Raw genomic sequence first — 13,185 nt, forward strand, 5'->3', positions numbered from 1 at the left:
TCCCGGCGCCCGCAGCGGCCTCAAGGGTACCGCAACATCAGGCTCAGGTCTGCCTGGCGCGGATCGTGGCTGAACCGGGCCCGGCCCCAGGCGAGCGGCTCCAGCGCGGCGCTGGCCGGATGCGTGCTCGCCAGTTGCAGTCCCGAGGCGGCCGCCACCGCCTGCACGATCCGCGATTCCGTGATGCTCGCATCGAAGGAATGGATCGGCTCGAACAGCACGGCGACGCTGGCCACCCTGGCGTCGGCCACGTCGATCACGCAGCGCGCCGCATAGCCATGGAGCCCGAGCGGCTTGCCGACGCGATAACGCAGCGCGCCGCCCGGCGTGGTCTCGGGCCGCCCGCACAGCGCCCGCGCATCGGGCGCGAGCACGCCGCTCGCGTCGACCTCGATGCGGACCTGCTCGATCCGGACCGCGCCGCTGCGCCAGTCGATATGGAGTGTCGTCGTCATCTCGAATGCCCGATGCCTGCCCGGTGGTCGCGCCTCGCCGGATTCATGGATGCCGGATGTAATCGACCAGCGCCCGGGTATAGGCGTCGGGCCGCTTGTCGAGCAGGCTCACGCCGATCGCGGCCGCGAAACCGGCCGGCACGCCGAACACGCCCGAGCTGATCGGCTCGATGCCGAACCAGGTGGGGCCGGCGAAGCCGGTCAGCTGCGTGAAGAAGGGATAGGTCGAGAGGATGTAGTAGATGCACACGCCGAGCCCCGTGATCATCCCCGCCACCGCGCCGCGCGTGGTGGTGCGCTTCCAGAACACCGCCAGCACCAGCACCGGGAAGAAGCTCGAGGCCGCCAGCGAGAAGGCCGCGCCGACCAGGAACAGGATCTTGCCGGTATTGAGCGAGGCCACGTAGGAGGCGAACAGCGCCACGCCGAGCAGCAGCACCTTCGAGATCGTCACGCGCCGCTGCGCCGAGGCGTCGGGCGACACCATGTGGTAGTAGACGTCGTGCGACAGCGCATTGGCGATCGTCAGCAGCAGGCCGTCGGCGGTGGACAGCGCCGCGGCCAGCGCCCCGGCCGCCACCAGCCCCGACATCACGTAGGGCAGCCCGGCGATCTCGGGCGCGGCCAGCACCACGATGTCGGGCTGCATCTGGATGTCGGACCAGTGCACGATGCCGTCGCGCAGCACGTCGACCACCCCGATCAGGTCGGGCTCGAAGTGCTGCCATTGCGTGACCCAGGACGGCAGCTCGGCGAAGGGCTGGCCCACCAGGTGGGCGAGGATCTCGAACTTGATCAGCACCGCCAGCACCGGCACGCTCAGGTAGAACAGCGCGATGAAGAACAGCGTCCAGCCCACCGAGCGGCGCGCCGAGGCCACCGAGGTGGTGGTGTTGTAGCGCGTCAGGATGTGCGGCAGGCTCGCCGTGCCGAGCGACAGGCACAGCAGCAGCGCGAGGAAGTTGCGCCGGCGCGGGCGCTCGTCGTCGTTGGTCGCCGAGGGGAACGGCAGGTGCATCGGCAGCGGCTCGGCGGCGCGCGCCAGCAGCTCGTCGCGCGCCTGCTCCCAGACCACCCGCGCGGCCGCCGCGTCGCGCGGGAACTCGGCCAGCTCGCGTTCGCGCTGGCTGATCTCGCGCAGCGGGCCGTTGCGCCGGCGCAGTGCCGCGAGCTCGTCCGCCAGTTGCACGCGCGCCTCGCCGTAGGACGCCGGCAGCCGGTCGAGCCGGGCCTGGAACACGGCGGCGCGCGCGCGGAAGGCCTCGCGCACGGCATGCTCGTCGGCCGAATCGCGCACCTGGGCCTCGAGCGCCTCGACGCGCGTCATCAGGTGCCCGTAGTTCAGCTGCGGCACCGGCCCGAGCCCGTCCTTGATGGCGATCAGCGAGACCGGGACCAGGAAGGCGACGATCAGGATCACGTACTGCGCCACCTGGGTCCAGGTCACCGCGCGCATCCCGCCCAGGAAGGAGCAGACCAGGATCCCGGCCAGCCCGCAGAAGATGCCGATCGCGAAGTCGACGCCGATGAAGCGCGTCGCGATCAGGCCGATGCCCTGGATCTGGGCGACCAGGTAGACGAAGGAACAGAGGATCGCCGCGCCGGCCGCGAGCGCGCGCACCAGGGTGCTCGAATAGCGCGTGCCGAGGAAGTCGGGGATGGTGTAGCGCGCCAGCTTGCGCACGTAGGGCGCCAGCAGGAAGGCCACCAGGCAGAAGCCGCCGGTCCAGCCCATCAGGTAGGCCAGCGCGTCGTAGCCGGTTGCGTAGAGCGAGCCGGCCAGGCCGATGAAGGAGGCGGCCGACAGCCAGTCGGCCGCGGTCGCCATGCCGTTGAAGGCCGAGGGCACGCGCCGCCCGGCCACGTAGTACTCGACCAGGTCGGAGGTGCGCGACAGCAGCCCGATCACGGCATAGACGGCGATCGGCACGAACAGGAACACGTACCCGATCCAGACGCCGGGGCCGGTGGCGCGCTCGATGCGCCAGAGCAAGGCCACGAAGGCGAGGAAGCCCAGCGTGTAGCACGCATAGGCGCGGATCAGCCGGCTGGTCAGCATGCGTCGCGATCCGCCCGGTGGTCATGCCGGCTGCCCGTGCGGCGCGGTTGGCCGTCGACCGCGGCGCCGGCATCAGGCTCGTCGGCGCAGGCCGCGTAGTCGCGCCGCAGCCGGCGATCGGCGCGCTGCATCAGCAGCACATAGACGGCGATCAGCAGCAGGTACACCAGGATCGCCCCCTGCGCGCCCAGGTAGAACGGCAGGCTGAAGCCGCCCAGGCGCAGCGCGGCCAGGGCCGGCGCGAACAGCGGCACCAGGAAGGACACCGCGAAGCCGATCGCCATCAGCACCGCGATCAGCCCGACGTTGAAGCGCCAGTAGCGCGCATGGGCGCGCGCGAGCCGGTCCGGCACCGGCGGCGGATCGCTGAAGTGGCGGGAGGTCGAGGTGGTGGTCGACGGGGAACGGGGGGCGGCGGTCATCCGCTTATCTAACAAAAAAGCCCCGGCGCGGGCAATCGGGATTGCCGCGCAGGGGCTGCGTGCCGGGCCGGCCGGATCGGCGCGCCGCGGCGCGGGCCGGGCGCGTCCGGTGGCGCGGTTTCGCGCGCCGGCCGAGGAAACCGGCCGGCTCGGGTTCAGCGCGCCTCGGTCAGTTGCTCGAGGATGGCCGGGTTCTCCAGCGTGGAGGTGTCCTGCGTGATCGCCTCGCCCTTGGCGAGCGAGCGCAGCAGGCGCCGCATGATCTTGCCGGAGCGGGTCTTGGGCAGGTTGTCGCCGAAGCGGATGTCCTTGGGCTTGGCGATCGGGCCGATTTCCTTGCCGACCCAGTCGCGCAGCGCCTTGGCGATCTGCTGCGCCTCCTCGCCTTCCGGGCGCGAACGCTTGAGCACCACGAAGGCCACCACCGCCTCGCCCGTCATGTCGTCGGGACGGCCGACCACGGCCGCCTCGGCCACCAGTTCGTGCGAGACCAGCGCCGACTCGATCTCCATGGTGCCGAGCCGGTGGCCCGAGACGTTCAGCACGTCGTCGATGCGGCCCATGATGGTGAAGTAGCCGCTGTCCTTGTCGCGCACCGTGCCGTCGCCGGCCAGGTAGAGCTTGCCGCCGAGCTCGTCGGGGAAGTAGGCCTTGCGGAATCGATCCGGATCGCCCCAGATGGTGCGTGCCATCGACGGCCAGGGGCGCTTGATCACCAGGATGCCGCCCTGCCCGTTCGGCACGTCCTGGCCGGTCTCGTCGACCACCGCCGCCATGATGCCCGGCAGCGGCAGCGTGCAGGAGCCGGGCACGGTGGGCGTGGCGCCCGGCAGCGGCGTGATCATGTGGCCGCCCGTTTCGGTCTGCCACCAGGTATCGACGATCGGGCAGCGATTGCCGCCGACGTTTTCGCGGTACCACATCCACGCCTCGGGATTGATCGGCTCGCCGACCGTGCCGATGATGCGCAGGCTCGACAGGTCGTAGCGCGACGGATGGGCCTGCTCGTCGGCGCCCGAGGCCTTGATCAGCGAACGGATCGCGGTGGGCGCGGTGTAGAACACCGTGACCTTGTGGTCGGCCACCATCTTCCAGAAGCGGCCCGCGTTCGGGTAGGTCGGCACGCCCTCGAACACCACCTGGGTCGAGCCGGTCGCCAGCGGCCCGTAGGTGATGTAGGTATGGCCGGTGATCCAGCCGATGTCGGCGGTGCACCAGAAGATATCGTCGGGCTTGCGGTCGAAGGTCCAGTCCATCGTCAGCGCCGCCCACAGCAGGTAGCCGCCGGTGCTGTGCTGCAGGCCCTTGGGCTTGCCGGTGGAACCCGAGGTGTAGAGGATGAACAGCGGGTGCTCGGCGCCGACCCATTCCGGCTCGCAGCTTTCCGGCTGGTTCGCGGTGATCTCGTGCAGCCACAGGTCGCGGCCCTCGTGCCAGTCGACCTTGCCGCCGGTGCGGCGGTAGACGATCACGCTCTTGACCGCCTCGCAGCCGCCCATCGCGATCGCCTCGTCGGCGATGCTCTTGATCGGCAGGGTCTTGCCGCCGCGCATCTGCTCGTCGGCGGTGATCAGCGCGCTGGCGCCGACATCGACCAGCCGCTCGTTGAGCGACTTGGACGAGAAGCCGCCGAACACCACCGAATGCGTCGCGCCGATCCGCGCGCAGGCCTGCATCGCGACGATGCCCTCGACCGACATCGGAATATAGATGACGACGCGGTCGCCCCGGCCGATGCCGCGCGCCTTGAGCGCGTTGGCCAGGCGGCAGGTGCGCGCCAGCAGTTCGGCGTAGGTCACGCGGGTGACGCTGCCGTCGTCGGCCTCGAAGATCACGGCCACGCGCTCGCCGCGACCGGCCTCGACGTGACGGTCCAGGCAGTTGTACGAAGCGTTCAGCTCGCCGTCCTCGAACCACTTGTAGAACGGCGCGTTCGACTCGTCGAGCACGCTCGAGAACGGCTTGTGCCAGTCGATCGCCTCGCGCGCCAGGCGCGCCCAGAAACCGTCGAAATCGCGGCCGGCCTCGTCGACCAGCGCCTGGTACGCGGCCATGCCGGAAATATTGGCCGCCTGTTCGACGCTGGCGGGCGGAGCAAACTGGCGGCGTTCGTGAAGAACCGAATCAATCGCAGACATCGACTACCCCTTGATGAAGGTAAAACCACTGCATGACGGCGCGCCCCGGGGCGCGCCGCTTCCACGGCGCGCGACGCGCCGTGCCTCCTGATCCCGGCCGCCGGCACCGAGCAAACGGTGCCGGGCGGCGAGGGCCTTGCTGTCCTGGCTTGTGTTTCTGTGATGGCGCGCGGGGCCGCTCGCCGGCATGCCGCCGCGATGGCGATGGGCGCTGTCTTGCTGCGCTGCCGCATCGCGCGGGGCCCGCTCGCGCGTTCGACACGATAAGCTTCGCAACTTACCCGTCTCTTACGTGGGCCCGGCCGTGCCGGCGGCCGCGGCGCGCCGGCCGTTACAATCCTAACTGAACTCAACGCCCGGACTCCAGCTTGAATCGCTACGCCTTCATCCTCATCCTGTCGATGCTGCTGGTCGGCAGCAACGTCGGCATCGGCAAGACCATCGTGGTGGTGGTGCCGGTCGCCATCCTCGCCACGCTGCGCTTCGTGATCGCCAACGCGGTGCTCTGGCCGCTGTGGCGGCCCTCGAAAATGCGCACCGTGAAGCGCGACGAGTGGCTGAACCTGTTCCTGCAGGCGCTGTTCGGCACCTTCCTGTTCACCCTGCTGATGCTCACCGGCGTGCAGCGCACCAGCGCGGTGGCCGCGGGCGTGATCACCAGCACGATCCCCGCGGTGGTCGCCCTGTTCGCCTGGATCTTCCTGCGCGAGCGGCCCGACGGCCGCGCCCTGCTGTCGATCGCGCTGGCGATCGTCGGCGTGGTGGCGATCAACCTCGCCAACGGCCATGCGCCGGGCGCCGCGTCCACGGCCGGCAGCTCGCTCGCCGGCAACCTGCTGATCCTCGGCGCGGTGTGCTGCGAGTCCTTCTACGTGATCCTCTCGCGACGCCTGACCGAGACGCTGCGCCCGCTCGACATCTGCGCCTACACGCACCTGTTCGGCATGTTGCTGATGCTGCCGCTGGGCCTGCTCGCGCTGCCGCATTTCGATTACGCGGCGGTGCCGGCCGGCACCTGGGCGCTGGTGGTCTGGTATGCGCTGTCGGCCAGCATCTTCTCGTTCTGCCTGTGGATGATCGGCATCCGCCACGTGCCGGGCAGCCTGGCCGGCGTGTTCAGCGCGGTGCTGCCGATCGCGGCGGCCGTCTACGGCATCGCCTTCCTCGGCGAGCGGCCCACGCTCGCGCACGGCTTCGCGCTGGCCTGCGTGGTGACCGGCATCCTGCTGGCCAGCCTGAAGCCGCGCGGCACGCCCACCGCCGCGTCCTGAACCGCGAGGCGGGCAGATCGGCGGCCCGGACGCCTGGGCCGCTCGGGCGCGAACGGGCGGCACCGGGCGGATCGCCCTGAAGCGGATCGCCCCCGCCTGCCTCATCCTGCCCTTCCCGCGCACGTCTCGTACCTGCCGCCCTGCCCCGGCCCCGGCCGGCCCGCCTCGCGAGCCGCTCCCGCCCGGGCGCCGTCCCGGCGGCGGGCACGTTACAATATCGCGCTTTTTTTCAGATTCGCTTCACCCACGATACCCGCGCCCACCCAGAGGCCGCTCGACCATGTCCGCTCGCCCGACCGATCCGCACGTCCGCCGCAAGATGAAGCCGCTCCCGTCCCTCATTTTCATGAGCCGCTGGCTGCAGGTTCCGCTCTATCTCGGCCTGATCGTGGCGCAGGCGGTCTATGTGTTCCTGTTCCTGAAGGAAGTCTGGCACCTGCTCACGCACGCCACCTCGCTCGACGAGACCAACATCATGCTGGCCGTGCTCGGCCTGATCGACGTGGTGATGATCTCGAACCTGCTGATCATGGTGATCGTGGGCGGCTACGAGACCTTCGTGTCGAAGCTCGGCGTCGAGGGCCATCCCGACGAGCCCGAATGGCTCGACCACGTCAACGCGGGGGTGCTGAAGGTCAAGCTGTCGATGGCGCTGATCAGCATCTCCTCGATCCACCTGCTCAAGACCTTCATCAATCCCGACCAGCATTCCGAGCACGCGATCATGTGGCAGGTGCTGATCCACCTGTCGTTCCTGGTGTCGGCGCTGGTGATGGCCTGGATCGACCGCCTGACCACCCAGACGCACCCCAAGCATTTCAAGGAGGCGCACGCGCCTCGCGAAGCGGCCTGAGCGCCGCGCGGGCGAGCCGGCAGCAGACCGGCCGCCGCACGAGTTTCGAGTTTCATCACCAATAGTCCCCACTGAGTCACAGCCATGACCGTCATCAAGCAGGAAGACCTGATCCAGAGCGTCGCGGATTCGCTCCAGTACATCAGCTACTACCATCCGCTCGACTACATCGAGGCCCTGGGCCGCGCCTACGAGGCCGAGCAGAGCCCGGCCGCCAAGGACGCGATCGCGCAGATCCTGACCAACAGCCGGATGTGCGCGGAAGGCCGCCGGCCGATCTGCCAGGACACCGGGATCGTCACGATCTTCGTGAAGGTGGGCATGGACGTGCGCTGGGAAGGCGCCACCATGAGCCTGACCGACATGATCAACGAGGGCGTGCGCCGCGGCTACACGCATCCCGACAACGTGCTGCGCGCCTCGATCGTCAATCCGCCCGAGGGCGCCCGCAAGAACACCAAGGACAACACGCCGGCCGTGATCCACTACGAGATCGTGCCGGGCGACAAGGTGGACGTGCAGGTCGCGGCCAAGGGCGGCGGCTCGGAGAACAAGTCGAAGTTCGTGATGCTGAACCCGTCCGACTCGATCGTCGACTGGGTGCTCAAGACCGTGCCGACCATGGGCGCCGGCTGGTGTCCGCCGGGCATGCTCGGCATCGGCATCGGCGGCACCGCCGAGAAGGCGATGCTGATGGCCAAGGAATCGCTGATGGAGTCGATCGACATCCAGGACGTGATCAAGCGCGGCCCGAAGGACTGGGCCGAGGAACTGCGCGTCGAGCTCTACGAGAAGGTCAATGCGCTGGGCATCGGCGCGCAGGGCCTGGGCGGCCTGGCCACCGTGCTCGACGTCAAGATCATGGCGGCGCCGACCCACGCGGCCTCCAAGCCGGTGGCGATGATCCCGAACTGCGCGGCCACCCGCCATGCGCACTTCACGCTGGACGGCTCGGGCGTGGCGCGCCTGGACCCGCCGTCGCTGGACGCCTGGCCGAAGGTCAACTGGGAGCCGAACACCGAGACCAGCAAGCGCGTCGACCTGAACACGCTCACGCCGGAGGAAGTGGCCGCCTGGACGCCGGGCCAGACGCTGCTGCTGTCGGGCAAGATGCTGACCGGGCGCGATGCCGCGCACAAGCGCATCGCCGACATGCTGGCCAAGGGCGAGAGCCTGCCGGTGGACTTCAGGAACCGCGTGATCTACTACGTCGGCCCGGTCGATCCGGTGCGCGACGAGGCGGTCGGCCCGGCGGGCCCGACCACCGCCACCCGCATGGACAAGTTCACCGAGGCCATGCTGGCCCAGACCGGCCTGATCTCGATGGTCGGCAAGGCCGAGCGCGGCCCGGTGGCGATCGAGGCGATCAAGAAGCACAAGGCGGCCTACCTGATGGCGGTGGGCGGCGCGGCCTACCTGGTGTCCAAGGCGATCCGCAGCGCCAAGGTCATCGCCTTCGAGGACCTCGGCATGGAAGCGATCTACGAGTTCGACGTGGTCGACATGCCGGTGACGGTGGCGGTCGATTCCTCGGGCACCTCGGTGCACCAGACCGGGCCGAAGGAATGGCAGGCGAAGATCGGAAAAATCCCGGTCGCGACTGCGTGAATCCGCAGTAAACGAGAATGATTTTCAGGCCGGATTTCAATCCGGCCTGATTTATTCTTAATCATTCTCATTATCCAGAAATATTCGAATATTCAGGCATTTAGGGCTTGGCTTTTGGCCCTCCAGCGTTTATCTTTCGTGTCCGTAACCCTATGTCACGAAGGAAGGAACGGCCATGCAAGGCGACAAGAAAGTCATCGAGTTTCTCAACGCTCAGTTGAAGAATGAATTGACCGCGATTAACCAGTATTTCCTGCATGCGCGCATGTATCGCCACTGGGGTCTCGAGAAGCTCGGCAAGCACGAATACGACGAGTCGATCGGCGAGATGAAGCACGCCGACTGGCTGATCGAACGGATCTTCATGCTCGACGGCCTGCCCAACCTGCAGGACCTGCACAAGCTGCTGGTCGGCGAGGAAACCGAAGAGATCCTGAAGTGCGACCTGAAGCTGGAGTACATCTCCCAGGGCACCTGCAAGGACGCGATCGCCTACTGCGAATCGGTGCGCGACTACGTCTCGCGCGAACTGTTCCAGAAGATCCTCGACGACACCGAGGAACACATCGACTGGCTCGAGACGCAGATCGACCTGGTCGGCAAGATCGGCATCCAGAACTACCAGCAGTCGATGATGGGCTCGCCGAGCTGAGCACGGCGTCGTAATATGGCGGATCGCCATCCGCCAGCTTCACCCCCACATGTCCAGCCCGACAGACTTCGCGTCAGAAGACTCCACCACCGCCGCGCCGGTCGGCATCTTCGATTCCGGGCTGGGCGGTCTCTCGGTACTGCGCGCCGTGCGCGCGCAGCTCCCCGAGGAATCCTTCGTCTACGTCGCCGATTCGCGCCATGCACCCTATGGCGAGCGCGACGACGCCTTCATCATCGAACGCACGCTGGCGATCGGCGAATGGCTGGCCGCGCGCGGCGCCAAGGCGCTGGTGGTGGCCTGCAACACGGCCACCGCGCAGTCGATCGCCGTGGTGCGCGAGACACTCGCGATCCCGCTGGTGGGCGTCGAGCCCGGCATCAAGCCGGCCACCCTGGCCTCGCGCAGCCGCGTGGCCGGCGTGCTGGCCACCGCGGCGACGCTGCGCAGCGCGCGCTTCGAATCGCTGATCGAGCGCTACGCGGCCGACTGCCGCTTCCTGCGCCAACCGGGCCACGGGCTGGTCGAGGCGATCGAACGCGGCGACACCGGCTCGCCCACGCTGCGCGCCCTGCTCGACGGCTACCTCGAACCGATGCTGGCCGCCGGCGCCGACACGCTGGTGCTCGGCTGCACCCATTACCCCTTCCTCGACGCAACGATCCGCGAGTTGACGCAGGATCGTCTGACCCTGATTGACACCAGCGAGGCGATCGCGCGACAACTCGCCCGCGTGCTCGACGACCACGGCCTGCGCGCGCCGGCCGGCACCGCGGCCCGCCCGCCGCGCCTGTATTCGACCGACGACGGCAGCCGCCTGCAGGCGCTCGCGGCCGCCCTGCTGGGCCTCGACGCGCCGGCCGAAACCGTCGCGATCGCCTCGCCGCGTTGCGCCGACACGGCCCTGCCGGCCTGAGCCCGCCTGCCTGGCGCCCTGCCACGGCGCCATGACGTTTTTGCCAATCCCCTGCTAAGCACCTGGATTTGTTACAAAAAACCGCGGAGCAGGCTTGCCAAGCCGCGCGAATATAATGATAATAATTCGCATTAACGTTAGCTATCGCGCTCATCATGATCGTCTGCGTGTGCAAGTCCGTGTCCGACCGAAAGATCCGTGCCTCGCTGGCGGAAGGCGTCGCCTCGTTCGACGAGCTGCAGTTCGAGCTCGGCGTCGCCAGTTGCTGCGGCAAGTGCGAGGAATCGGTTCGCGAACTGATGGCCGAGCACGGCATCTGCGAAAGCCACTGCGGCGTCGCCTCGCACACGCAAGCGGTGCCCGTGGTGTTCTACGAACGCAAGGCAGCCTGAGCACCGACAGCAACGCTATCGCGCGCGGCCTGTTCCACCCGGCCGCGCCTTTGTTTGACCTTTCCGTCAGCGAGCCTGCAAATCGCTAGCCAGCGGCCACCCGCCAAGGAGCTGTGATGGAATTGCTGATCGGATTCGTAACCACCCTGTGCATTTCGCTGCTGATTTTCCGCAAGTAATGCACGACCTCGCGGCCGGCGCGCCACGCGCCGCCGCCTAGACTGGCAGACATGCAGGCCTCGACTTCCATCCCGACCGGACCCGCTCCGGTCGCCCCCCGTTTCAATCGCCGTCTCGTCACCGCGGCCGTCATCGTGGTCCTCGGCCATGCAGCGCTGATCACCGTCGCGCTGCTGATGCCCCCGAAGGAATTGCCGCAGCCCAAGCTCGAATCGACCATGACCGTGCAGCTGATCTCGCAGCCGGCGCCCACGCCCGTGGCGGTCGAATCGAAACCCACGCCGCAGCCGCCCAAGCCGGTGGACAAGCCGAAGGTGGTGCCCAAGCCGGTGCTCAAGCCCAAGCCGACGCCGTTGCCGGTGGCGACCGCACCGTCGGAGCATGCCATCGAGGCGCCGGAACCGACGCCGGCTCCGCCCGCGCCCCCGGCGCCGCCCACTCCGGCGGCACCGCCCGCCCCGCGGCCGACGCTGGCCATCGCGGCGCCGGCGGCCGGGCCGAAGATCTCCTGCCAGATCATCGAGCCGACCTATCCCACGCTGTCGCGGCGACGCGGCGAAACCGGCGCCGTCAGCATCTATTTCGAGGTCAGCGTCGGCGGCCAGATCGAGAAGGCGCACGTCACCAAGAGCAGCGACTTCCCGCGCCTGGACGCGGCCGCGCTCGACGCCATCAACGCCTCGTCGTGCAAGCCCTATATCGAGAACGGCCAGCCGGTACGTGCCCGTTACACTCAGGTCATGAAGTTCAATCTCGACGGCGAGTGATCGCCCCCGAACCCCGATTCAGTCTCACCGGATTCAAACAAAGGAAAGGAAATGGAAAGCTACGGTATCGCGCACGTCTGGGCGCAAGGTGATTTCGTGACGCGCTTCATCGCGATCGCGCTGCTCATCATGTCGGTCCTCTCCTGGCTCGTGATCATCGTCAAGGGCTGGAACGTGATGCGCCTCGGCCGCCTGATGAAGAACGCCGAGCAATCGTTCTGGCATTCGGACGAGTTCGACAAGGGCGTGCAGAAGCTGCGCGACGCCTCGCCGACCACCCAGGACAACCCCTTCCTCGCGCTCGCGCTGGCCGGCCAGGAAGCGGCCGAGCATCATCAGCAGACGCAGCCGCACCTGCACGACCGCATGGACGTGTCGGACTGGGTCACGCGCTGCCTGAAGGACACCATGGACGACGGCGTCGCGCGCATGCAGAGCGGCCTGGCGATCCTCGCCTCGATCGGCAGCACGGCGCCCTTCGTCGGCCTGTTCGGCACGGTGTGGGGCATCTATCACGCGCTGCTGGTGATCGGCGCGACCGGCCAGACCTCGATCGACCAGGTCGCGGGCCCGGTCGGCGAATCGCTGATCATGACCGCCTTCGGCCTGTTCGTGGCGATTCCGGCAGTGCTCGGCTACAACGCACTGACGCGCGCCAACAAGGGCATCGTCACCAAGCTGCGTCGCTTCGCGCACGGCCTGCACGCCTACTTCGTGACGGGCTCGAGCCTCGCCTCGGCGAAGAAGCGCGATTCGATCCGCCTCGCCACCACGCGCGCGAACTGAGCGAGGTCACGTCATGGCAATGAATTCCTCGTTCGGCGACGACGACGACGATGGCCTGATGAACGAGATCAACATGACGCCGCTGGTCGACGTCATGCTGGTGCTGCTGATCATCTTCCTCGTCACGCTTCCCGCCATCCATCACGCGGTCAAGATCGACCTGCCGCACGCCAGCAGCCAGAAGGTCGAGGAGAAGCCCAAGACCATCGACCTGGCGATCCAGGGCGACGGCACGATCATGTGGAACGACCAGGCGGTCAGCCAGACCGAGCTGGAGGCGAAGATCGCCGATGCCGCGCGCATCGATCCGCAGCCGGAGCTGCATATCCGTGCCGATCGCAAGATCGCCTACGAGCACGTGGCCGAGGTGATGTCGGCCGCGCAGGCCGGCGGCCTGACCAAGCTCGGTTTCGTGACCGAGGCGAAGAAGTAGGCGCGATTTCCAAGCACTACGAATCAATCGGTTCGCGGCGTCTTGTCCGCGCCAAAGTAAAAGGCCTTCATCGCAGGATGAAGGCCTTTTTTGATGCGCACGCGGGCGCCTTCGGGCGGCGGGCTCTTCGGCGGCGTCAGGCGCCTGGAGCAACGCAATGCGGCACGCCGTGGTCTGCACGGACTTGCGCGTTCTGCCCTATCTGGCTCGCAATATATGCGGCCACCGGATTCGCTCGGAACATCCCTTCGCG

General features: G+C 67.9%; 13 protein-coding genes. 9 read left to right on the plus strand and 4 right to left on the minus strand.

Annotation, left to right across the window (positions count from 1 at the left end; translation table 11 throughout):
* Positions 1-20: 20 nt before the first annotated feature.
* From F3J18_RS05815 to acs, 4 genes are all read right to left on the minus strand, one after another.
* Positions 21-455, minus strand: coding sequence for a hypothetical protein (locus tag F3J18_RS05815; RefSeq protein ID WP_166911897.1), 435 nt, complete (start codon positions 453-455; stop codon positions 21-23).
* 43 nt (positions 456-498) lie between these two features.
* Positions 499-2,514, minus strand: a complete 2,016-nt coding sequence (locus F3J18_RS05820) for a sodium:solute symporter family protein (protein ID WP_166911899.1) — start codon at positions 2,512-2,514, stop codon at positions 499-501.
* On the minus strand, positions 2,508-2,936 hold the full coding sequence (locus F3J18_RS05825; protein WP_166911901.1) for a DUF4212 domain-containing protein: 429 nt from the start codon (positions 2,934-2,936) through the stop codon (positions 2,508-2,510). The genes F3J18_RS05820 and F3J18_RS05825 overlap by 7 nt, the downstream gene beginning before the upstream one ends.
* 155 nt (positions 2,937-3,091) lie before the next feature.
* The gene (acs, locus tag F3J18_RS05830) at positions 3,092-5,074 is read right to left on the minus strand and encodes an acetate--CoA ligase (RefSeq protein WP_013698806.1); all 1,983 of its coding nucleotides are present in this window, start codon (positions 5,072-5,074) and stop codon (positions 3,092-3,094) included.
* 368 nt (positions 5,075-5,442) lie between these two features.
* On the opposite strand from acs, the gene F3J18_RS05835 reads away from it, so the two are divergent.
* The 9 genes from F3J18_RS05835 to F3J18_RS05875 all read left to right on the plus strand — a co-directional run bounded on the left by F3J18_RS05835 (position 5,443) and on the right by F3J18_RS05875 (position 12,932).
* Positions 5,443-6,345 carry a DMT family transporter gene (locus F3J18_RS05835; protein WP_166911903.1) on the plus strand — a complete coding sequence of 301 codons (903 nt, stop codon included), beginning with the start codon at positions 5,443-5,445 and terminating at the stop codon, positions 6,343-6,345.
* 280 nt (positions 6,346-6,625) lie between these two features.
* Positions 6,626-7,198, plus strand: a complete 573-nt coding sequence (locus tag F3J18_RS05840) for a TIGR00645 family protein (protein WP_166911905.1) — start codon at positions 6,626-6,628, stop codon at positions 7,196-7,198.
* A gap of 84 nt (positions 7,199-7,282) precedes the next feature.
* Positions 7,283-8,806, plus strand: a complete 1,524-nt coding sequence (locus tag F3J18_RS05845) for a fumarate hydratase (protein WP_166911907.1) — start codon at positions 7,283-7,285, stop codon at positions 8,804-8,806.
* 175 nt (positions 8,807-8,981) lie between these two features.
* Positions 8,982-9,458 (plus strand): bacterioferritin, encoded by a 477-nt coding sequence (gene bfr, locus F3J18_RS05850; RefSeq protein ID WP_013698810.1) that lies wholly within the window; start codon positions 8,982-8,984, stop codon positions 9,456-9,458.
* A gap of 49 nt (positions 9,459-9,507) precedes the next feature.
* Positions 9,508-10,374, plus strand: coding sequence for a glutamate racemase (murI, locus tag F3J18_RS05855; protein WP_025100872.1), 867 nt, complete (start codon positions 9,508-9,510; stop codon positions 10,372-10,374).
* 155 nt (positions 10,375-10,529) lie between these two features.
* Positions 10,530-10,766 (plus strand): (2Fe-2S)-binding protein, encoded by a 237-nt coding sequence (locus tag F3J18_RS05860; RefSeq protein WP_017920277.1) that lies wholly within the window; start codon positions 10,530-10,532, stop codon positions 10,764-10,766.
* Between the two features lie 230 nt (positions 10,767-10,996).
* A complete protein-coding gene (locus tag F3J18_RS05865) occupies positions 10,997-11,713 on the plus strand; it encodes an energy transducer TonB (RefSeq protein WP_025100871.1) in 717 nt (238 codons plus the stop codon).
* A gap of 51 nt (positions 11,714-11,764) precedes the next feature.
* Positions 11,765-12,499, plus strand: coding sequence for a MotA/TolQ/ExbB proton channel family protein (locus F3J18_RS05870; RefSeq protein WP_013698814.1), 735 nt, complete (start codon positions 11,765-11,767; stop codon positions 12,497-12,499).
* A 13-nt stretch (positions 12,500-12,512) separates the two neighbouring features.
* Entirely contained in the window at positions 12,513-12,932 is a 420-nt protein-coding gene (locus tag F3J18_RS05875; RefSeq protein ID WP_166911909.1) for a biopolymer transporter ExbD, read from the plus strand.
* The last annotated feature ends 253 nt before the right edge of the window (positions 12,933-13,185 follow it).

Origin of the sequence: Burkholderia sp. Ax-1720, assembly GCF_011753035.1 — a bacterium.
Lineage (GTDB): Bacteria > Pseudomonadota > Gammaproteobacteria > Burkholderiales > Burkholderiaceae > Burkholderia > Burkholderia gladioli.

What these genes read in the sequence shown, in the direction of transcription:
- acs (WP_013698806.1), bottom strand. Translation starts at nt 5,074, where the DNA reads ATGTCTGCGATTGATTCGGTTCTTCACGAACGCCGCCAGTTTGCTCCG.
- bfr (WP_013698810.1), top strand. Translation starts at nt 8,982, where the DNA reads ATGCAAGGCGACAAGAAAGTCATCGAGTTTCTCAACGCTCAGTTGAAG.
- F3J18_RS05875 (WP_166911909.1), top strand. Translation starts at nt 12,513, where the DNA reads ATGGCAATGAATTCCTCGTTCGGCGACGACGACGACGATGGCCTGATG.
- F3J18_RS05825 (WP_166911901.1), bottom strand. Translation starts at nt 2,936, where the DNA reads ATGACCGCCGCCCCCCGTTCCCCGTCGACCACCACCTCGACCTCCCGC.
- F3J18_RS05860 (WP_017920277.1), top strand. Translation starts at nt 10,530, where the DNA reads ATGATCGTCTGCGTGTGCAAGTCCGTGTCCGACCGAAAGATCCGTGCC.
- F3J18_RS05820 (WP_166911899.1), bottom strand. Translation starts at nt 2,514, where the DNA reads ATGCTGACCAGCCGGCTGATCCGCGCCTATGCGTGCTACACGCTGGGC.
- F3J18_RS05865 (WP_025100871.1), top strand. Translation starts at nt 10,997, where the DNA reads ATGCAGGCCTCGACTTCCATCCCGACCGGACCCGCTCCGGTCGCCCCC.
- F3J18_RS05840 (WP_166911905.1), top strand. Translation starts at nt 6,626, where the DNA reads ATGTCCGCTCGCCCGACCGATCCGCACGTCCGCCGCAAGATGAAGCCG.
- F3J18_RS05870 (WP_013698814.1), top strand. Translation starts at nt 11,765, where the DNA reads ATGGAAAGCTACGGTATCGCGCACGTCTGGGCGCAAGGTGATTTCGTG.
- F3J18_RS05815 (WP_166911897.1), bottom strand. Translation starts at nt 455, where the DNA reads ATGACGACGACACTCCATATCGACTGGCGCAGCGGCGCGGTCCGGATC.
- F3J18_RS05845 (WP_166911907.1), top strand. Translation starts at nt 7,283, where the DNA reads ATGACCGTCATCAAGCAGGAAGACCTGATCCAGAGCGTCGCGGATTCG.
- murI (WP_025100872.1), top strand. Translation starts at nt 9,508, where the DNA reads ATGTCCAGCCCGACAGACTTCGCGTCAGAAGACTCCACCACCGCCGCG.